The organism is Ulvibacter litoralis (assembly GCF_900102055.1).
Classification (GTDB): domain Bacteria; phylum Bacteroidota; class Bacteroidia; order Flavobacteriales; family Flavobacteriaceae; genus Ulvibacter; species Ulvibacter litoralis.
Genome location: NZ_FNBA01000004.1, coordinates 181,846 through 202,006, shown reverse-complemented (window position 1 = coordinate 202,006; position 20,161 = coordinate 181,846). Strand labels below are relative to the sequence as shown.

The window sequence follows — 20,161 nt, the reverse complement described above, 5'->3', positions numbered from 1 at the left end:
ACACGTTATTTCAAGTTTGCAAATATAGGTATTCTTTTATTTCTCTTACAACAATTAGACAACCCAAAACACAGGTTTTCACTTATTATAGGGCTTTTATTTAATTATATCCCTCTTTGTCCTACAAATAAAACTGTTGTTTATCAGTATTTCTTTGTTGTATTGTAATGGCTTTTGAGTTGTAACATCAATAACTTCTATGCCTACAGCATTACAAATCGCATGTCCTGCGCCTGTATCCCACTCCATGGTTGGAGAAAATCGCGGATATATATGCGCCAAACCTTCCGCTAGCAAACAAAATTTTAAAGAACTCCCTTTTTGCACAAATTGAATGGTACTTTTCTTTTTTTCTTCAGAAATAAACACCTCTGTTTCAACAGTAAGGTGCGACCTACTTCCTAAAATTTTAACTTCGGAAGTGGGTTTCGTTTCTGGAAAAATTTCCGAAGCATTTGAAAAAATTTCAGCAGGAGTACAATCATGCTTAGAAAGTACAACTTTATACGCTGAAGCCATATCTGAACCCGTAAAATACAAGGTTTTAGTTACTGGAATATAAATAACCCCTAGTTTCGGAATTCCGTTCACGATTAAAGCAATATTTACGGTAAACTCCCCATTCCTACTTACAAACTCCTTTGTGCCATCCAATGGATCTACCAACCAATAGTGTGTCCACTCTTTTCTATCTGCATAGGCAATTTGCTTGCTTTCCTCGCTAATAATTGGATCCTTTGTCTTTTCCAAATAACGAGTAATCACATCATTTGCTTTTGTATCTGCAAGAGTTACTGGAGAACAATCCTCCTTTTGTTTTACACTAAAAGGAGCTGCGTACACCTTCATTATTTCTATACCTGCCTCTAAAGCAGCTTGTATGGCAATGGTAAGATTTTCTTTCATAAACAGTTAACTAATATCTAAGCAAAAATACATTTTATAAAGCGATTCCTTAAAAAAACAAAGCCCACATATCAAGAAAAATTTAAGAATCCTAAGGGTTTGTTAAACCTGTAGTGTTTTACGTTAATTAAAGGCTAAAGCACTGGTTTTACTTACATTTACGCTGTAATTCTCTTATCTTTGATGTATAAAAAAACACAATTATGAGCTACTTACAATTTAATAAAAAAGAAATTTCTGAAACGGTAAAAGAACTTGATATTCTATTAGCTGATTATCATTTGTACTATCAAAAACTTAGAAATTTTCATTGGAACGTGGTAGGCAAAAACTTTTTCGACCTTCACGTAAAATTTGAAGAAATGTACGAAGATGCTAAAATTAAAGTGGATGAAATTGCCGAACGAATTTTAACTCTTCGCTACCAACCTACAAGTAATTTTACCGATTACCTTAAAATGTCATCAATAAAAGAATCTTCTTCTAAAACAGAAGACGTTGAAATGGTGAAAATCTTATTAAAAGATCACGGAATCATTTTGAAACAAATGCGTACTGTTGTTGAAAAAGCTACTGAAGCTGAAGACGAAGGAACCATCGATTTAATTGGAGGATACATCGGAAACTTAGAAAAAGTAAGCTGGATGTTAGATGCTTGGACTATGAAAACGAATCAAAATCATCCTGAAGCCTAATTACTAAATCCCATCCATGACCAAAATTCTGTTTGCTCTACTAATAACTGCTTTTACAGCTAACTGTCAAGACTATGGAGTGCTAACGAAAAAGGAAACGCTCCCGAAATCATTAAAGGAAATTAGCGGAACAGAATACAATTCAAAAAACAATACGTTGTGGATGGTAGAAGACTCTGGAAACTCACCTGCAGTCTATGCTTTTAATCCAATTAGCGGGAAAATTGAGTTAGAAATTAATATCACCAATGCTACAAATATCGACTGGGAGGATTTATCCTTTTCACCTGACGGAAATTTGTACATTGGTGATTTTGGTAATAACAATAATGACCGAAAAAACCTTGTGATTTATACATTGAAAAACGCTTCCAATATTTCTTCTTCGGAAGCAGAAGTCACCAAGACAAACTTTACGTTAGAAGATCAAGATAAGTTCCCTCCAAAAAAGAAAGATCGCAATTACGATATCGAATCCTTTTTCTTTTTGAACAATCATTTTTATCTCTTTACGCGTAATAGAAGTAAAGACTTTGATGGTACCACAAAATTGTATAAATTAAATGCTTCTGAAGGTGCTTCTGAAGCAAAACTATTAGGAACATTCCAAACATGCAATAAGCAAAGTCACTGTCAAGTAACCTCTGCCGCTATTGATTATACCACAGGAAATATTGCATTGTTAACCTACAATAGAGTATTCATTTTTAGCGATTATTCTGGTGATGATTTTTTTAATGGTACTGTTCAAGAAATCAAATTAAAATACACTTCCCAAAAAGAGGGAATTACTTTTAAAGACTCCAAAACGCTATATATTACAGATGAACGCAATAAGAGTAACGGCGGTAATGTATATCAATTAAATCTTACAGACTAACCAAGAACCCGAACGCAAAACGTGGTCCTTCTTTCCCTCCAAACAACCCAAATTCTCCTGATACCGTATCAACAGCATTAATGACAAGTCCACCTCCAAAATCGGTGTGCCACGTATTAGAATCTTCTCCTTTCAACCAAACACGCCCAACATCATATCCTCCAAAAAGCGACATTTGTAAAGGCAATAGGCCTGTTTTAAATTGTATTAACTTGTAATTAATATCTGCGTTAAAGGCCAACGCACTATTTCCAGCAAAACGTTGTGTTCTATATCCACGTAAGCCTGTATTTGCTCCCAAAACAGCCGCTTGATAAAACTCAAATTTGTTTCCTAATTTAAACTGACCTTGTACTTTTGTTTTCAATACTAGTTTGCGGTTGCGACTTAATGCATTAATAAATTCTAAGGAAGGGTGAATATACCCAAATGTATTTTTTGTCTCTTCTAAATTGGTTGTCGCACCAACACGAAGTCCGAAGTACATTCCACGAGTTGGAAACGCTTTACTGTCACTACCCGAATAACTATAGTCCAAGTCTACATTTCCAAAGAAATTACTTTCAAACAATTTACTGTCTGCAGGAAGTACAGAAGCGATAAAACGTCCTTCCGTTTGTTGAACTTCAATTTTATCAACACCAGTAGTTATTGCAATTCTAGAACCGTAATGACCTGTTTTTACCAATCCTATGTGTCCACCGTAAATTCCTGTTTTTACACGATTGTAATCCATTTCTAGATCATCATCAAAGTTTTTAGTATCATTCCCTAAACCAAAGTAGTTTTGTGTAAAACTTTCATTTGCATATCGTCCAGAGACAATGACATTCCATTTACCAAATGCTTTTGCAAACTCTCCAGTGTATTGTAAATCTAAACCTTCAGTCGCTAAAAAATATCCAAGGCTCAACGTATGTTTCGATTCGTAGGGGTCGCTTTTAAAGCCTTTTGTCATATAAACATCTTGTATCCCTAGTTTCACGCCATCATCAGGGTTATAGCCCACTGAAGGCACAATTGTATTTACAGCGCTAATGTATCGGTTGTAATCGTAGGTATTATTGTCGTAAATATTGTTAAATCGGAAACTTGCACTTCCTTTCTTCACAATGGTATTGGGTTTTGTTTTATGATCGTACACTTTTATTTTTTTACCATTCTCCATGGTATAGACATCATTATTCTGACCTCCTATTATTCTTGTGAAAATTGGTTTTTTCCCACTTCCATTGACCAAAAATTCATCATCATCGTCTAACCCATAAACCCAAATTTCATTAGTTTCCGAAGCATTTATAACACGTTTTTTAAACGGCTTTTTTACTTCCCCTCCTTTAATTCTAGAAACAGTAATTGTCGTGGTTTTATCTCCTCTAGTTATTTCAAAAAAGTCATCTTTATCGGTACCCGTAATAATAACTTGTTTGCTTAAATGATTGTAATATTCTTCTGCAATAGCAACTATATTACCACGTCTTTCTTTTAACTTATCTGAAATATCTCTAGAAGTTTCACCTTGTACTTCTATCGGTAATTTACTAAATGCTTCATCGATGGCTTCATCGGTTAGGTGTTCTTGAATGTATTTAGCTTGTGCCAACCAAACGTCTCTACCAGTATTTTGTGTAAAGGTTCTATCTAATTTGATTCCTGAGAAATTAATCCACTTTACATTTTTTAAGTCTCCATCATATACTTGAAAGGCTCTTGTTGTTGGAACAAGTGCTTGTATAATTCCTAACAATGCTCCGTCATAATTAGAAAACACTTGGTCTCTATCTCTCGGAATTGGACGATACACACTCTCATCATCCGAAATATCAAATCGGGACCAACGCCATTGATCTTGATGCCTATCCCAATCTCCTAAAAGCATATCGAACAAACGCGCTTTGATATAAGCAGGCTCGTCAATTTTATATTTCTCATCCTTCCGAAGATTCTCTAACACATCACTTGTACTATCAATTCCGTCAGGACTTCCAAATGAAGGTACATCTACAAAGCCGTCGTCTGGACGTTCTTCAATAATATATAATTCGTCTCCAAATTCATCATTATAATTCCCAAGTGCCTTGTGTTTTGGCATATAAAACATCATCGGGTTTGTATGATAAACACCAATGGCATCTGCGAGGGTTCCGATAGTAAAAGTTGCAAAAGGATGACTAGAAGTATAAAAATCGAGCAATACATCTTCCGTTATAGTTTTCTCAAATTCATCTTCCACATAGATATCTTTAAACACCGCTTTTTGTAAAAATTGAGTTGCACTCTTTTTTACAGCTCGTAACGCAAAGTTTCTTTTACGACTGTCTATTAATCGAAGTGATCTTGTTTGATGCCCTCCTCCTTTTCTTTCCACAGTAAATCCACCCATAAGGGTATCTATAGTTGCAACCGGCACTAAAACATTGGTTCCATAAACATCGCGATAATGATCTCCCCAAAACCATTTGTAAGAATCGGATTTTTCAGTATCCTCTTTTTTATAAACTGAAACTTCTCTAGAAACTCCAAACTCTTCAGCTAGAAGAGAAGTATCATAATCGGGTGTTTTTTCGTACACATTTTTTGAGAACATTAAATTTGGTGTTCCGTTTTGAGCTCCATAAAAATTCACTTCAGAAGAGCCATCTTTAAAAACATTTAATACAGCAAAACCTTCACCTCCATATGAAAACAAACCATTTTGCCCTAAATTGGCCGCAGATCTTTTTGAACCAGAACCTGAAACAATTTGCTTTACCCCTTCACTTTCAATGTATTGAAGGTTGTGTTCATGTCCAGAGGCAAAAACAACTTTATCGCTTGATTTAGACATTGTAATAAGGCGTTTCATCAATTCATTGTACCGAAGGTTATATCTATCTTGAGGAGAAACCCCACCTTGCGAACGAATTTGAGTCACTAAACTTCCTAGTATTGGCAAAGGTATTTTCCGTTTGGTAGAAAATATATGTTTCTGAAAATTATAAACACCTCCGTGAATTCCGTTGGTATAAGCAGGATGATGCATTGCAATTACAATGGTTTTTCCGTTGTTCTTTTTAAGTTCTCCTTCAATTTCTAAAAAGAAATCTTCTCGAGAGTTAATATCACACTCATCATTCATTGTAGGATGCTTATCCCAGTCTGAAATATACCATTGCGTATCTAAAACTAAGAGTTCTATGTTTTCTGAAACCTCTATATTTTCAATTGGACACCCGTTTTCTGGTTGAAAACTTTCATTATCGTTTAACGCATCTTCAATATATTCTTCTTGACGTTTTAACCCCACTAACCCGTCGTCATACCAATCATGATTTCCTGGAATAAACAACACTCTGCCTTTAAAATCTTTAAGTGCCTCTATTTGAACATCCAAACGGTGTTCTGCTTCCTTTCTATGAGAAGCATCTTTTGGCGGTAAGCCACTATCGTAAATATTATCTCCTAAAAAGATGGCATAGTCTCCTTTAGAGCCAGTGCTGTCTGTATATTTCTTAAGTGCTTTGAGTGTATTTGTAGTTTCTCCAACTTTAGCACCACCCGCATCACCAATCAAGAAAAAAGTCTTATCCAATTCTCGATCAGCAATTGTATCTGTTAAAGGGACTGTTTCTTCCTTATATTTAGGAGAATACGTGGCACAACTAGTTATAAATAATAATAGTATTAAAGTTACAGAGATGTTAATTTTCGTCATAAGGTAAATACAGCGTATATTTTTAGTAATTTGGTCGTAAAACTTACTATATGTCTCAATTAGTTGATGACGCTTTTCAGTATATTACAACACTCTTTGCTTCTAGTTTGCCGAGCACTTGTTTGTACCATAATTTAACACATACTAAAAGAGTCCTTAAAAGTACAAAAGAAATTATAGAGAACAGTACCCTCAGTGCAGAAGATATTGAAGCACTTCAGCTTGCTGCTATACTGCATGATACTGGGTACATACATGGCGCACACGAACACGAAAAAGAAAGTGTTCGTATCGCAACAAACTTTTTAAATGAGAAAAATGCTAGTCAGTCACTTATAGACAAAGTTACAGCTTGCATTTTAGTCACAAAACTAGATTCTCTTCCCAAAAATGAACTCGAAAAAATAATTAGAGATGCAGATTGTTCTCATTTTGCTAAAAATTATTTTCAAGAAGCTAGCGAATTACTTCGGTTAGAATTAAAACTACAAGACATACAAGACATCAGTGAAAAAGATTGGCTTGCAGGCAATATTGACTTGCTTACATCACAACACACTTTTTATACCGATTATGCTAAGAAAAATTGGAATCCTTTAAAAGAAGCCAATATAGAAAAGATTAAAGAAGAGAAAAAGAAACTAAAAAAGGAAAGCAAAAAAGAAGTTAAAGAGCTAAAGGAGGAACTTAAAAAAGATAATCCTGAAAGAGCCATCCAAAGTGTTTTTAGAGTTACTTTAAAAAATCACATTAAACTTAGTGACATTGCAGATACGAAGGCCAATATTTTACTTTCTGTAAATGCAATTATTATTTCAATCGCATTATCTAATTTAATACCAAAACTAGACAATGCTTCTAATGAGTACTTAATTATTCCAACAGGAATTTTTATGCTTTTTACGGTTATCTCTATGGTACTTTCAATTATAGCAACGAGACCTAATATCACCTCTGGAAAGTTTACAACAGAAGACGTGGAAAATAAAAAAGTGAATCTATTGTTCTTCGGAAATTTTCACAAAATGACCTTGTCCGAATTTGAGTGGGCAATGAATCAAATGCTAAACGACAAAGATTATATCTATTCATCGATGACGAAAGATTTATATTTCTTAGGAATTGTATTGCAACGGAAATATAAAATTTTAAGACTTACTTACGCCATATTTATGACAGGAATAATTATATCTGTAATTGCCTTTGCAATTTCGTTTAAACTACTCGTAAACAATTAATGATTACGAACTAATTTCGTCCATTAAATCCTCGTACGTATAGTATTCTTTTGCACTGTCTTTTCCTTTGCTATACAATACTTTTACACGTATTGCTTTAAGTCCTGTAACCCCTTGTAGATCTTCTAATTCTAAAATTTCAACAGCGTTATCAAGCTGCTTTTTAGCTTGTAAAAAGGAAATGTATTGTAAAAATTCTATTTCATCTTCTTTTTGAGTGTATACTATAGAAATTTTACCTGCTTGTGTAACACGTTCGTCTGTTCCCTTAATATTGGCCTTATCAACACGTTTTTTCACAACTTCGTAACGCGCATTGTACGTTCCATCTACATCAAATCGTTTTTCATCCATACGGAAGCGAAGGGATAGTGAACTTCCAAAAACTAAAATCATAGAAGCCACATCTAACGGAACCGATAAGTTTTCTTTTAACTTATAATACTCATTTTCCATTTCACACATTACCTGTAATTGCCACAATCGCAAATTATACAAGTAAATAGGATTGAAGCTATTTTCTTTTGTAATAGACTCACCAATGTATAAATTATGCTCTACTCCATCCGATTTAAATCGTTCAAAATAGTGTGGATACATAGCCTGTGCTTCAACTTGCTTTTTATCTAAGATAGCGGCCATTTTTTTGTTAATAAGCATGACAGACTCATCATAATCTTTTCGATGTTTGTACACAAACCCTTTATCGTTATCTACTAATTTATAGTATTCAGCAATAAGACTTTTTAAATCAGCGTTTTTAGTGCTTAAATGTTGGTATAAAGGAATTATTTCTGAACGTAAAAAATTCAATATATATCGCTCACTATCAACTTGAAATTGTTCTTCTAATTCATTTAAAAAAGTTTGAATTCTGAAATCTATTTGCTCATAAATAGGCAACGATTCTAGTTTAAAAATCTTCTTTATAATTTTTTGAACATGTTTCAACTGAAGTACAAGATCGTATTTCGTGGCCTCATTTCTTGCTTCGGAAGATCCTTTGATATCTATTTGACCGTACAAAGGATAAACATCTTCAAACACAACCTCTCTAAAAGAAAGTATATTTTTTGTGTTTTGAGATTTTAAAACTCTTCTCGCTTCTTTTCGAAATTTCCAATGTACACTTGGATGAATTGAAGTACATTCACTTTGAATTAATAACTCAATAGTATCTTCTTCATTCTTTTTTGTTTTATGAATAGAATCTATTAAAAAAGGTAAAACATCCTGAAGTTTACTGGCGTTTACAGTATTTAAATCTCTTCTATTTGGAGATACAATCTCTAACAACCCTAAAACTTTTCCTCCAGTATAAAGTGCGGCAATAATAGCACTTTGTATCCCTTGTTTGTATAGTTTCTTATACAATTTATTTTCTGGATATAATTTATAATAATGAGGAACATCTGAAATACTGTAGGTTTCTTTCTTTTGAAATAAAGCGGTGTAAGATTTATCACAAAGTGCATTTACACACGACTCTGTTTCTTTTCCATTTAAAACATAGCTATTCACATTCATTTTAGCAGGAACCTGTTCAAAAAGACCCTCTTCATCATTAAAAGATGTGAATCCTATTTTAATTTCTGGAAGGTTAAAAATAGATTGTAAGATATTCTGAAACTCATCGATATTAAATTTAATATTGGTTTCGTTCCGTAAAAGAGAAGCTTTAAAGTTAGACAACGACACATCGGTGGTGGCATCGTAAAGATTTGCAATTATAAAACCATTTGAAATATATCCTCCTGGAGGAAATTTTTCTTTCCAAACTTCTACATCATCAAAATTTTCGAGTAACTCTAAAAAGTCTGCTTCTGTAATCTCTTTTGCAGCTTCGGTACGATCTATCGTAATAAAATCGGCGTTGTAAAGAACTCTATAATTACGAATTCTACCATTTACATCAGGAATATTGTAATGAAATGGACGTTTAAAATCGGCATTGTAGCCATAATACATGTTTAAAATGATGCTACACGCCATGATGTACGAATTGTCATCATTAAAATTAACGAGCTCCATTTTAAATCCTTCACCAGCTGCATTTAAAATCGCTGTATAGCGTGGCGTGGCTTTAAAAACAAGCTCTTGCATTGGGATCGTTGCTGTTTTAATTTCATTCGTCCCAAGTACAGGTGCAAACATATCATCCAAAAGAATGTCAATTTGCGGCTGGTATTGTTTTAATTCTTGTTCTGAAGTAAGGCCTTCAGATAAAATAGGGTATTGTTTCGCAATAGCCATCACTTCAGCAGCACGTACTTTAGAAACTGAAGTGTCAGAATCTAAAACACGCTGATAATGATCAAACACCTTTTTAAAACCAATTTTGATTTCTAAAGGAAATTCTTCTTTTAGTGTTTTCATTTTTTAAGAGTAGCTATTTACGTATAAATTTAACAATTATTGAGATTAATATCTCGTTTAACAAGCAATATTTTCGTTCTATCATTTTTTTTCAGAATATATAACAACTATTTTTGTTTCTGAAAAACACACATACTTATGAGACGCTTATTTGCCGTATTACTTACACTTTCTATTGTATCTTGTAATACAAACAAAGATACCTATTCAATTGATGGTACTGCTGAAGGATTTGACAACAACACTCCAGTTATCGTATTTACCATCGAAAACAATCAACCAAAGGCATTAGATACCCTACTTGTACAAGACGGAAAATTTTCCGGAATGTTACCAAAAACTGAGGGTGCAAATATCAACTATTTCAACATAGCAAAGTACAATGGTAACGTTATATTTTTTCCTGAAAATGAAGATTTAAAAGTTACTTTATACAAAGATAGTATTCAATCATCGTTTGTGGTTGGTGGTAACCAAAACAAAGCATATAGAGACTTCTCTCAAAAAATTAGAGGTTTTAACTCACAAAAACAAAACAATATTGCACGTTTTAAAACAGCACGAGAACAACAAGACAATTTGCTTGTAAGTCAGATACAAGCTGAAAACAAAGCAATTTTAGCTGAAGAAGCCGCATATAAAAAGCAATTTGTTACAGAAAACACCAATAGTATCTTTTCTGTGATGCTTCTTTCTGAAATGGTTTCTAAAAAAGACATTACGGTTGCTGAAGCTTCAGAAATAGTAACAAAACTATCTCCTAAAGTAGCCGCTTCAGAAATAACAAAAACGCTAAATAAATCGATTGCTGGGATGCAAAAATCAGAAATCGGAGGATTGGCACCACAATTTACAGCTCCCACACCTGAAGGTACTATGTTATCGCTTCAAGAAACATTAGGAAAATATACTATTATCGACTTTTGGGCTTCTTGGTGTCGTCCTTGTAGAGTAGAAAACCCAAATGTGGTACGTGTGTATAACAAATACCACGATAAGGGTTTAAATATCATAAGTGTTTCTTTAGACAAAGCAGGTCAAAAAGATCGATGGATAAAAGCCATCGCCGATGACAATATGGACTGGTACCATGTTTCTAACTTACAGTCTTGGAAAGATCCAATTGCTGCTCAATACGGTGTGCGTTCTATTCCTGCTACATTTTTGTTAGATGAAGAAGGAAAGATTATTGCTAAAAACCTTAGAGGGCCAGCATTAGAGGCTAAAATAGCTTCTTTGCTTGGAGAGTAATTAATTTAATAAAAAGCTAACGTTTACGTTAGCTTTTATTTCTATTTCACCAAGAGCTATTGTTTCTCTTCCATCAGAAGCACTGCTTGCTTTTGCCATCGTACGATATACAGGTTGCGGCCCATTTGAACTTCTTTGTTCACTTATTGAAATGGCTTTACCTATCGATTGGTTTAAAGCTCCTACGTATTCTTCTGCTTTCATCTTAGCATTCTCAATGGCTTTTTTACGAGCTTGAGATTCTAACGCTTCACTCTTAGAAGAAGAAAAGGAAACATTGTCTATTCGGTTTATACCGCTTTCTAAAAGTGCATTCATTAGAGGTTCGTATTTTTTTAAATCTCGCACCTTTATTGAAATAGATTGGTTTGCTTTATAACTATAGGTTTTAGTATTGTAATCGAAGTTTTTACTTAACTGTACATACTCTGTTTGCATATCTTTATCTTTTATCCCCATTTGTTTAATGGTCGAAAGAACCTCACTAACGATAGCGTCATTTTCATTTTTTAATTGCTTAGGTTCTTGCCCTTCGTTTTCTACACGAACATTAATTGTTGCTTCGTCAGGAACCACATAAACAATTCCCTCTCCAGTAACATCTATTGTAGGTTGTGGTGTGTTTTGAGCGATCATCATAGTACTAAATAATAAGATTAATAATGTGTTTACAGTTTTCATAGATTTTTTGTTTTTAAATTTTTCCTGTTTTATGTAGTAGAAAAAGAAGTATAATTGGAAAAGCTAGAATGGCAACAATCCACAAACTAGTTTGCAGCAAATAAGGCGCAAAAGCAATGGTTAAAATATAGCCCGCAATAGCACCTCCTAAATGCGCATCGTGACCAATATTTCCAACTTTGTTTTTCATACCGTAAATAGAATACAACAAATATGCCAATCCAAAAATCCACGCCGGAATTGGAATTGCAAAAAACAAGTATAAGTTTTCATTTGGAATAAATAAAATTGCCGAATACAAAACCCCAGTCACGGCCCCACTTGCCCCTACTGCACTATAATGGTATTCGTCTTTGTGAAAGAAATAAGAAAGTAAACTACCAAAAAGTAAACTGGCAATGTATATTGCGATAAATTTTGAAACCCCAACATATCCAATAACTACACCTGCAAAAAAATAAAGTGTTAGCATATTGAACAATAAGTGATTAAAATCTGCATGTAAAAACCCTGAAGTAAACATTCTAATTTGCTCGCCACGACGAATACCGGCAATGTTAAACTTATACTTTTCAAAAAATGTAAAATCTTTAAACCCTTTTAAAGAAATTAATACGTTTGCAGCAATAATGATGAGGGTAGCAATATTTATATTTTGCATTGTTATAGAGGCTAAAAAAATGTAACTATTATGTGTTGCAGTACTTTCTGAAACTATTGTATTATTTTTTAAGTTAATACTGCTTTAGAATTCTAACTACTTATCAAAAATACTTAGTTTTGCTGTAAATTTAGCTATGCAATTACTTGTTTATATTTTAGTATATCCCATTTTGTGGATTCTATCCATATTACCGATGAGAGTTTTGTATTTTATCTCGGATGGACTATACATTCTTATTCATTCTATTATAGGCTATCGCAAAAAAACGGTGCGTGAAAACCTATCACTTGCCTTTCCTGAAAAGTCTTCCGAAGAGCGAAAAGAAATTGAAAAAAAGTTCTACCATCATCTTTGTGATATGATTGTTGAATTTATAAAATCGCTTACTATTTCTGAAAAAGAACTTTTAAAACGCTTTGTACCAACAAACATTGAAGTTGTTCGTGAAATTGAAGCACAAAACAAAAGCATCGTATTGGTGCTTGCACATTATGGAAGCTGGGAATGGATTTTCATCCTTCAGAAATACATCAATTATAAAACACATGCAGTGTACAAGAAACTTGACAATAAGTATTTTGACGCGATGATAAGACGTATTAGAGCGAAATATAACAGTTTTTTAATCACCACAAAAGAAACAATCCCAACGCTACTAGAATCTGATGCGAAAGGAGAATTAACTCTAAATGGTTTTGTGTCAGATCAGTCACCAAAAGCACAAAGTGCCTATCATTGGCAAAACTTCATGAATATTAAAGTTCCTGCGTATACCGGCGCCGAACTTGTTGCAAAAAAGCTGGACATGCCTGTATTATTTTGTGCTATAGACAAAGTTAAAAGAGGGTATTATGAAGCTACTTTCAAAACAATTACGTTAACACCTAGAGAGTTTAAAGACTACGAAATTACAGATGCTTTTTTAAAGCTTGTAGAAGCGCAAATTTATGCGGCCCCTGAATACTATTTATGGACACATAAACGATGGAAGCACAGAGATAAAGTACCGCAAGAATTTCTATAAGCACTGAAATATTAGAACTGAAACCAAGCTTCAGATAATTCGCCTATTGGATTTAATTTTTCTGAGACATGTTCGTAGTTCCCATTCGTTAACACATATTCTTTTTTCCATTCTGAATAGTTTTCAGCCACAGCAATAATACTTTCACACACAAACTCAACCTCAGCAGTTGTCGTAGTTGGATGAATTGAAATTCGAACCCACCCTGGTTTTACTTCGCAGGTACCAGCTTCAACCTTTGTTATTATATTTTCAGATTCTAATTCTCCTATTCCCAACAAATAGTGTCCGTAGGTTCCTGCGCAACTACAGCCTCCGCGTGACTGAATCCCAAAACGGTCATTCAGCATTTTCACAACAAGATTATGATATGTGTTTTTTATTGTTAATGAAATAACTCCTAATCGATCAGTATGTTCTCCCGCTAAAATTGAAACAGCATCACATTGATTTAAACGATCAAAAATAATAGCTAATAGTTCGTGCTCTCGCTCTATAATATTAGAAACTCCCATTTGTTCTTTAAGACGCATTGCTAGAGAAACTCTAATTACTTGTAGAAACCCTGGAGTTCCTCCATCTTCTCTCTCTTCAATGTCGTCTATATACTTATGTTTTCCCCAAGGATTGGTCCAAGTTACAGTTCCTCCTCCAGGATTGTCAGGAATTTTATTTCGGTATAATTTTTTGTTGAATAAAAGAACACCACTTGTTCCTGGTCCGCCCAAAAATTTATGCGGCGACATGAAAACTGCATCTAAATAGGCCTCAGGATCATTTTCAGGATGCATATCTATATCAATATAGGGCGCAGAGCAAGCAAAATCTACAAAACATAATCCCCCTTCTCGGTGCATTAATTTTGCCACTTCGTAATAGGGTGTTTTAATCCCAGTTACGTTAGAGCAACTTGTGATAGAAGCTATTTTATAAGAAGCATCTTTATACTCTTCTAATACACGCTTAAAATTTTCTAAACAAAAGAGACCTACTTCGTTACAGGGTATCACTACAACCTTTGCTATGGTTTCTAACCATGAGGTTTGGTTGCTATGATGCTCCATGTGAGATATGAAGAGAATAGGTCGCTGCGCTTCAGAAATTTCAACTTTATCTTTTAGTACTTCAGGAACTTTTAATCCCAAAATGCGTTGAAATTTATTAATAACCCCAGTCATTCCTGTTCCGCAGGTTAACAAGACATCGTCACTATTTGCATTTACATGCTCCTTTATAATTGTACGTGCATGATGATAGGCGCGCGTCATCGTAGTCCCCATTACTGAAGTTTCAGTATGGGTATTGGCTACAAAAGGGCCAAACTTATGAAGCATTTTTTCTTCAATAGGACGATACAACCTTCCGCTAGCAGTCCAATCGGTATAGACAATTTTTTGTTCTCCAAAAGGAGACATAAAAGTTTGATCTATCCCTAAAATTTGCTCTCGAAATGAATCGAAATAATCTTCAAGTTTAGTTGTCGTTTGGTTGGTTAGCGTTGTCATTTTATCACTTTAAACACGCTAAAATAACTAAAACTTATAGATTTGCAACCATCTTTATTTCTCCTATTACCCTATCGGCTAGGGAGTCTGCTTCCTTTTGAGACAGCGCTTCCGTGTAAATACGTATGATTGGTTCAGTATTGGATTTTCGAAGATGTACCCAATTTTTTTCAAAATCTATTTTTACACCATCAATTAAATTAATTTCTTCGGAAGCATACTTATTTGCCATTTCACTCAAAATTGCATCCACATCTAATTGTGGTGTAAGCTCGATCTTCTTTTTACTCATAAAGTAAGAAGGATACTCTTTCCGAAGTTGACTAACAGAAATATTTATATCGGCTAAATAACTTAAAAACAAAGCAATTCCTACCAGACTATCTCTTCCATAATGAAGTTCAGGATAGATAATTCCTCCATTACCTTCACCACCAATAACAGCATTTGTCTCTTTCATTTTCTCAACCACATTTACTTCTCCTACAGCACTTGCCGTATAGACACCTCCATGCTTCTTCGTCACATCTCGTAATGCGCGAGAAGAAGACATGTTTGAAACTGTATTTCCGTTGGTGTTTTGCAAAATATAATCAGCTACTGCAACCAAGGTATATTCTTCGCCAAACATCTCTCCCTTTTCATCTACAAAGGCCAATCTATCTACATCTGGATCTACTACCAATCCAAAGTCAGCATTTTCTTTTACTACAAGTTCCATTAGATCTGAAAGATGTTCTTTTAATGGTTCTGGATTGTGTGGAAACTCACCGTTTGGAGTACAGTACAATTTTACTGTTTCTACACCCAATGCTTCTAATAATAACGGCACTGCAATTCCTCCAGTTGAATTTACGGCATCTACAACCACTTTAAACTTTGCCTTTTTAATTGCGTCAATGTTGACTAATGGAAGGTTTAAAATTTCATCAATATGCAAATCGATGTACGCATCATTAATCGAAATTTCCCCTAAATCATCTACCTCAGCAAACGTAATATCTCCTTTTTCTGCAATGTCAAGAATTTCTTGTCCTGCAGCTGAATTTAAAAATTCTCCTTTGCTATTTAAAAGTTTTAAAGCATTCCATTGTTTTGGATTATGGCTCGCTGTTAAAATAATACCTCCATCTGCATGCTCTAATGCCACAGCAACCTCAACGGTTGGAGTTGTAGACAGCCCAAGATCTATAACATGTATCCCCATTCCTACCAAGGTTTGCATGACGAGTTCTTGAACCATTTTCCCCGAAATTCGTGCATCACGCCCAACGACTACTCGATACTCTTCCTTTGTTCGTTGTTGTTTTACCCATGTTCCGTAAGCCGCAGCATATTTAACTGCATCTATTGGGGTTAAATTATCTCCTTGAGCACCACCAATGGTACCACGTATTCCTGAAATTGATTTTATTAAAGTCATTTTCTAAATCTTGTTTTTCTTTCTTAAAAAATAGGTTTCCTAGTAAAATATATGAAATCTGTGCAAATATAAGGGTTAGAATAAAGCCATGCGCATTAATTACTAGTATAGTTGAATAACTATTAAAATTAATGTTTTGGTAATCTATTCAATCTGGAAGTTTAAACGCTTAAAAATACATATATTTATTGAATGAATTTTTTAGCACACATTTACCTTTCCGGCAACGATGAAGGAGTTACAATTGGCAATTTTATTGCGGACGGAATTAAAGGCAAAAAGTACCTGAAATACCCCGAAAGCATTCAGAAAGGAATCCTTTTACACAGAGGGATAGACAGCTATACAGACCAGCATCCTACTGTGCGAAAAAGCACTGCCCGCTTGCACGAAAACTACGGACATTACAGTGGTGTAATTGTAGATATTCTATATGATCATTACTTAGCAAAAAATTGGAGTAAATACCATCCGCAGCCTTTAGATGAATATATACAGGATTTTTATGAGTTACTTCGCGTAAATTTTGAAATACTCCCTACTCGTATTCAGCGAATGATGCCCTACATGATGGCCGACAATTGGTTATTGAGCTACGCAACAGTTCCTGGAATAAGCAACATATTAGATCAAATGAATGTTCGTACCAAAGGGATTTCTAAAATGAATTTTGCCGTTATCGAGCTTGAAAAATACTACACCGAATTTGAAACTGAATTCACTTCTTTTTTTTCTGAATTAATTGACTTTTCTGAAAACAAATTAAAATCATTATGAAACACGTTTTATTTATAGCAACCATTGCATTGTGCCTCTCTTGCAAAGAATCGATAAAACAATCCCCTGTAGCTCCTACCCTTCCTATTAACGGACTTATAACTCAAAATGCGATGGTAGTTTCTGCGCGCGAAGAAGCATCAAAAATAGGAAGTGATATTATGGAAAGCGGAGGAAACGCTTTTGACGCCATGGTAGCAACCGAGTTAGCATTGGCGGTTACTTATCCCTATGCGGGTAACTTAGGAGGCGGCGGTTTTATGGTTTATAGAACACAATACGGAGAAATTGGCGCTTTAGATTATCGTGAAAAAGCACCAATGGCTTCAAAAAAAGATATGTATTTGGATGAAAATGGAACTTATATACAAGAAAAAAGTAAAATTGGAGGATTGGCCGTTGGAGTTCCTGGAACGATCGCCGGTATTTTTGCCGTGCATGAAAAACTAGGCTCCCTTCCCATTGAGGAATTGATACAACCTGTTATCGAATTAGCAAACAGAGGCTATGTTATTACGCCCCAACAAGCAGATCGTTTTATAGAATATGGACCTATTTTTGAACAAGTAAATGGAGAGCCTTCGTTATACACACAACCTCATAAAGCCGGCGACACCATTAAAAACATCGCGTTAGCAAATACCCTTAGTCGAATTTCTTCGGAAGGTCGCTCGGAATTTTACAATGGGGAGACTGGAAAAAAATTAGTCGCTTTTTTACAATCCAAAAATGGAATCATCACCTTAGAAGATCTTAACGCTTATGAAGCAGAATGGCGAGAACCTATTGTTTTCGATTATAAAGATTTACGTATTATCTCCATGTCTCCACCTTCTAGTGGCGGAATATGCCTTGCTCAAATATTAAAATCAATAGCACCTTATCCTTTAAAAGAGTATGGTCACAATAGTGTAAAAGCCATTCAAGTGATTACCGAAGCCGAACGCCGTGCGTATGCAGATAGAAGTCACTATTTAGGAGATCCTGATTATGTAGAGATTCCTGTAGATACCCTTATTAGCGATCAGTATTTAAAAGGGAGAATGGATGATTTTTCATTTGACAAAGCGACTCCTTCCTCTTCCGTTTCCTTCGGAACAATTCAAGGATACGAGAGCACTGAAACAACACACTATTCTATTATAGATCAGTTTGGAAATGCTATTGCCGTAACAACAACGCTGAATGCTGCCTTCGGATCTAAACTATACTCAAAAGATCTTGGTTTTTTTCTGAACAATGAAATGGACGACTTTAGCGCTAAGCCTGGGGAACCCAATATGTTCGGACTCATAGGCGGAGAAGCAAATGCCATTGCACCACATAAACGAATGCTAAGCTCTATGACACCAACATTGGTTGAAAAGGATGGTAAGTTATGGATGAGTGTCGGAACTCCCGGAGGTTCAACAATTATTACATCAGTACTTCAAACCATTCTAAATGTGTATGAATATGATATGAACATTCAAGAAGCGGTTAACGCGCCTCGTTTTCATCATCAATGGTTGCCAGACACTGTATTGTTTGAACCTAATTCCTTTCCGAAGGAAACCATAGACACACTCCTTCAAAAAGGATATACTCCCGATTTAGAAAACGCACCTGTTATTGGTAAAGTTGACGGAATTCTAGTGCTTCCAAATGGAAATCTAGAAGGGGGCGCAGATAAACGAGGAGATGATACTGCTATAGGATTTTAATCATCACACTTCTTAAAATAGGTCGTTCATCGAAAATGACAGGCTTCACATCGATTTGTAAGTAAATTACTACATCTATTCAATAATTATTCTAATATTTGGTAAATAGTGCTCTTGGAGAAAAAGAACAAACCCCATTTAAAGCACTAGAAAAAAAGCAATCATTTTAAACCAAAAAAAGTCTATAATAACTTCTATACTTCCCCGTATTCCCTCCAATTAGAATACTCTTGTAACGTTTTATATCTATGCATTCAATTTTATATTGAGTCATGCTTTTTTTTGCTTTTTTTTGAAATTGAAGTATGAGAAAGAAAACTTTTCACAAAGAGTTGATTGTTAGTATCCCCCTACTTTGTAGTGGTCTTCTTTGTATTGGTTTAATTTATCTGCTTTGGGAAAAATCGGATCAGATTCTTTCTTATAACGAGCAACTATCAAACTTAACTACAGTTTTAATTGGTATTAGTGGGTTTTTAGCTACAATCATTATGATCTATTTAGCAGCAGTAGCTGTTATTCAGAAAAAACCGAAAATAACTGAAAATAGTGACTTCAGAAAAGCTACTCAGAAAATGCACGATTTCAGATCTATTATCGAGCTTTTGGTACAATCGAAAATGTGGCTTCCGGAAGTAAGGGAATACATTGATGAAGAGTTTGAAGACCTTTCGTTTTTTGAGGTTAAAGAGTTTTACAAAGGAAAGTCGAAGCTAGCCATCGAATTTTTGCAAGAAAACAAAAGTCTCGCCGATACAAAGAATTTATATTTAGAGATGAAATCCCTTCTAATGACGAGTCCGAAGGACAAAAAAATAGTTGCCAATATTAGCTTTCCTAAATACTATTCCAAAGATATCGTCGAAAAGTGGCTAGAACACAAAAGTGGTGCTGGTTTATGGTATTACTTTGGTTATAAATTTGGAACGTACAAAGATGCATTAAACATTGAAGCCGTTTACGAGAGGCATCAAAACAAAATAATGACATTAGCAAATACTATTGATAGCACTATATTTGAAGATTCTTCATTTAACGAAGTATTCCTTTCAAAATTAGGAGAATACATGAGTAAAGACGTAATTCCTATGTTACATAACGATCAAGAAACCCGTAAAGGTTCTATGTCTGAACTCATGCAGTATTTCTATTGTATTTTTATCATGTTAACTGTTTTTGGTGTATTGTTTCCGTTATTATATTTACTATTAAACCTTCCAATATTGGTTCTTATTGTAAGTATATCGCTTGTAGTAAGCTGCCTGTTTTTCCTCACAACTACTTTTTATTATTTCTTAACTAGTGAACTCAAAAAATAACAATCAATTTTAAGATAAAAATAAT

General features: G+C 34.5%; 15 protein-coding genes. 8 read left to right on the top strand and 7 right to left on the bottom strand.

Annotation, left to right across the window (positions count from 1 at the left end; all coding sequences use genetic code 11):
- Positions 1-96: 96 nt before the first annotated feature.
- Complete coding sequence (gene cysQ, locus BLQ00_RS13395; RefSeq protein WP_093144829.1) at positions 97-906, bottom strand: 3'(2'),5'-bisphosphate nucleotidase CysQ; 810 nt, start codon at positions 904-906, stop codon at positions 97-99.
- 203 nt (positions 907-1,109) lie between these two features.
- On the opposite strand from cysQ, the gene BLQ00_RS13390 reads away from it, so the two are divergent.
- Complete coding sequence (locus BLQ00_RS13390; protein ID WP_093144828.1) at positions 1,110-1,601, top strand: Dps family protein; 492 nt, start codon at positions 1,110-1,112, stop codon at positions 1,599-1,601.
- 16 nt (positions 1,602-1,617) lie between these two features.
- Complete coding sequence (locus BLQ00_RS13385; RefSeq protein ID WP_093144827.1) at positions 1,618-2,481, top strand: esterase-like activity of phytase family protein; 864 nt, start codon at positions 1,618-1,620, stop codon at positions 2,479-2,481.
- Here BLQ00_RS13385 and BLQ00_RS13380 read toward each other — a convergent pair.
- Positions 2,471-6,175 carry a metallophosphoesterase gene (locus BLQ00_RS13380; protein ID WP_093144826.1) on the bottom strand — a complete coding sequence of 1,235 codons (3,705 nt, stop codon included), beginning with the start codon at positions 6,173-6,175 and terminating at the stop codon, positions 2,471-2,473. The genes BLQ00_RS13385 and BLQ00_RS13380 overlap by 11 nt on opposite strands.
- Before the next feature lie 50 nt (positions 6,176-6,225).
- On the opposite strand from BLQ00_RS13380, the gene BLQ00_RS13375 reads away from it, so the two are divergent.
- Positions 6,226-7,413 (top strand): Pycsar system effector family protein, encoded by a 1,188-nt coding sequence (locus BLQ00_RS13375; protein WP_093144825.1) that lies wholly within the window; start codon positions 6,226-6,228, stop codon positions 7,411-7,413.
- A gap of 3 nt (positions 7,414-7,416) precedes the next feature.
- Here BLQ00_RS13375 and BLQ00_RS13370 read toward each other — a convergent pair whose 3' ends face one another.
- Positions 7,417-9,789 (bottom strand): GAF domain-containing protein, encoded by a 2,373-nt coding sequence (locus BLQ00_RS13370; protein WP_093144824.1) that lies wholly within the window; start codon positions 9,787-9,789, stop codon positions 7,417-7,419.
- Positions 9,790-9,927: 138 nt separating this feature from the next.
- Here BLQ00_RS13370 and BLQ00_RS13365 point away from each other — a divergent pair, with 138 nt between their 5' ends.
- Complete coding sequence (locus BLQ00_RS13365) at positions 9,928-11,040, top strand: TlpA disulfide reductase family protein (RefSeq protein ID WP_093144823.1); 1,113 nt, start codon at positions 9,928-9,930, stop codon at positions 11,038-11,040.
- On the opposite strand, the gene BLQ00_RS13360 is transcribed toward BLQ00_RS13365, so the two are convergent.
- Together BLQ00_RS13360 and BLQ00_RS13355 are read right to left on the bottom strand one after the other, a co-directional pair.
- Entirely contained in the window at positions 11,041-11,721 is a 681-nt protein-coding gene (locus tag BLQ00_RS13360; protein ID WP_093144822.1) for an SIMPL domain-containing protein, read from the bottom strand.
- 13 nt (positions 11,722-11,734) lie between these two features.
- The gene (locus tag BLQ00_RS13355; protein ID WP_093144821.1) at positions 11,735-12,382 is read right to left on the bottom strand and encodes a rhomboid family intramembrane serine protease; all 648 of its coding nucleotides are present in this window, start codon (positions 12,380-12,382) and stop codon (positions 11,735-11,737) included.
- Positions 12,383-12,518: 136 nt separating this feature from the next.
- On the opposite strand from BLQ00_RS13355, the gene BLQ00_RS13350 reads away from it, so the two are divergent.
- Complete coding sequence (locus BLQ00_RS13350) at positions 12,519-13,409, top strand: lysophospholipid acyltransferase family protein (protein WP_093144820.1); 891 nt, start codon at positions 12,519-12,521, stop codon at positions 13,407-13,409.
- An 11-nt stretch (positions 13,410-13,420) separates the two neighbouring features.
- Here the strand turns inward: BLQ00_RS13350 and BLQ00_RS13345 are convergent, their stop codons facing one another.
- Both BLQ00_RS13345 and glmM read right to left on the bottom strand, forming a co-directional pair.
- Positions 13,421-14,914 (bottom strand): aminotransferase class V-fold PLP-dependent enzyme, encoded by a 1,494-nt coding sequence (locus tag BLQ00_RS13345; RefSeq protein WP_093144819.1) that lies wholly within the window; start codon positions 14,912-14,914, stop codon positions 13,421-13,423.
- A 34-nt stretch (positions 14,915-14,948) separates the two neighbouring features.
- The gene (glmM, locus tag BLQ00_RS13340) at positions 14,949-16,337 is read right to left on the bottom strand and encodes a phosphoglucosamine mutase (protein WP_093144818.1); all 1,389 of its coding nucleotides are present in this window, start codon (positions 16,335-16,337) and stop codon (positions 14,949-14,951) included.
- Between the two features lie 192 nt (positions 16,338-16,529).
- Between glmM and BLQ00_RS13335 the strand changes: the two genes are divergently transcribed.
- The 3 genes from BLQ00_RS13335 to BLQ00_RS13325 all read left to right on the top strand — a co-directional run bounded on the left by BLQ00_RS13335 (position 16,530) and on the right by BLQ00_RS13325 (position 20,136).
- On the top strand, positions 16,530-17,114 hold the full coding sequence (locus BLQ00_RS13335) for an acyl carrier protein phosphodiesterase (protein ID WP_093144817.1): 585 nt from the start codon (positions 16,530-16,532) through the stop codon (positions 17,112-17,114).
- Positions 17,111-18,817, top strand: a complete 1,707-nt coding sequence (gene ggt / locus BLQ00_RS13330; RefSeq protein WP_093144816.1) for a gamma-glutamyltransferase — start codon at positions 17,111-17,113, stop codon at positions 18,815-18,817. Before BLQ00_RS13335 ends, ggt begins: the two co-directional genes overlap by 4 nt.
- Before the next feature lie 305 nt (positions 18,818-19,122).
- Positions 19,123-20,136, top strand: a complete 1,014-nt coding sequence (locus tag BLQ00_RS13325) for a hypothetical protein (protein WP_093144815.1) — start codon at positions 19,123-19,125, stop codon at positions 20,134-20,136.
- The last annotated feature ends 25 nt before the right edge of the window (positions 20,137-20,161 follow it).

Coding starts and splice junctions, on each gene's coding strand:
- cysQ (WP_093144829.1), bottom strand. CDS start 906: ATGAAAGAAAATCTTACCATTGCCATACAAGCTGCTTTAGAGGCAGGT.
- BLQ00_RS13390 (WP_093144828.1), top strand. CDS start 1,110: ATGAGCTACTTACAATTTAATAAAAAAGAAATTTCTGAAACGGTAAAA.
- BLQ00_RS13385 (WP_093144827.1), top strand. CDS start 1,618: ATGACCAAAATTCTGTTTGCTCTACTAATAACTGCTTTTACAGCTAAC.
- BLQ00_RS13380 (WP_093144826.1), bottom strand. CDS start 6,175: ATGACGAAAATTAACATCTCTGTAACTTTAATACTATTATTATTTATA.
- BLQ00_RS13375 (WP_093144825.1), top strand. CDS start 6,226: ATGTCTCAATTAGTTGATGACGCTTTTCAGTATATTACAACACTCTTT.
- BLQ00_RS13370 (WP_093144824.1), bottom strand. CDS start 9,789: ATGAAAACACTAAAAGAAGAATTTCCTTTAGAAATCAAAATTGGTTTT.
- BLQ00_RS13365 (WP_093144823.1), top strand. CDS start 9,928: ATGAGACGCTTATTTGCCGTATTACTTACACTTTCTATTGTATCTTGT.
- BLQ00_RS13360 (WP_093144822.1), bottom strand. CDS start 11,721: ATGAAAACTGTAAACACATTATTAATCTTATTATTTAGTACTATGATG.
- BLQ00_RS13355 (WP_093144821.1), bottom strand. CDS start 12,382: ATGCAAAATATAAATATTGCTACCCTCATCATTATTGCTGCAAACGTA.
- BLQ00_RS13350 (WP_093144820.1), top strand. CDS start 12,519: ATGCAATTACTTGTTTATATTTTAGTATATCCCATTTTGTGGATTCTA.
- BLQ00_RS13345 (WP_093144819.1), bottom strand. CDS start 14,914: ATGACAACGCTAACCAACCAAACGACAACTAAACTTGAAGATTATTTC.
- glmM (WP_093144818.1), bottom strand. CDS start 16,337: ATGACTTTAATAAAATCAATTTCAGGAATACGTGGTACCATTGGTGGT.
- BLQ00_RS13335 (WP_093144817.1), top strand. CDS start 16,530: ATGAATTTTTTAGCACACATTTACCTTTCCGGCAACGATGAAGGAGTT.
- ggt (WP_093144816.1), top strand. CDS start 17,111: ATGAAACACGTTTTATTTATAGCAACCATTGCATTGTGCCTCTCTTGC.
- BLQ00_RS13325 (WP_093144815.1), top strand. CDS start 19,123: ATGAGAAAGAAAACTTTTCACAAAGAGTTGATTGTTAGTATCCCCCTA.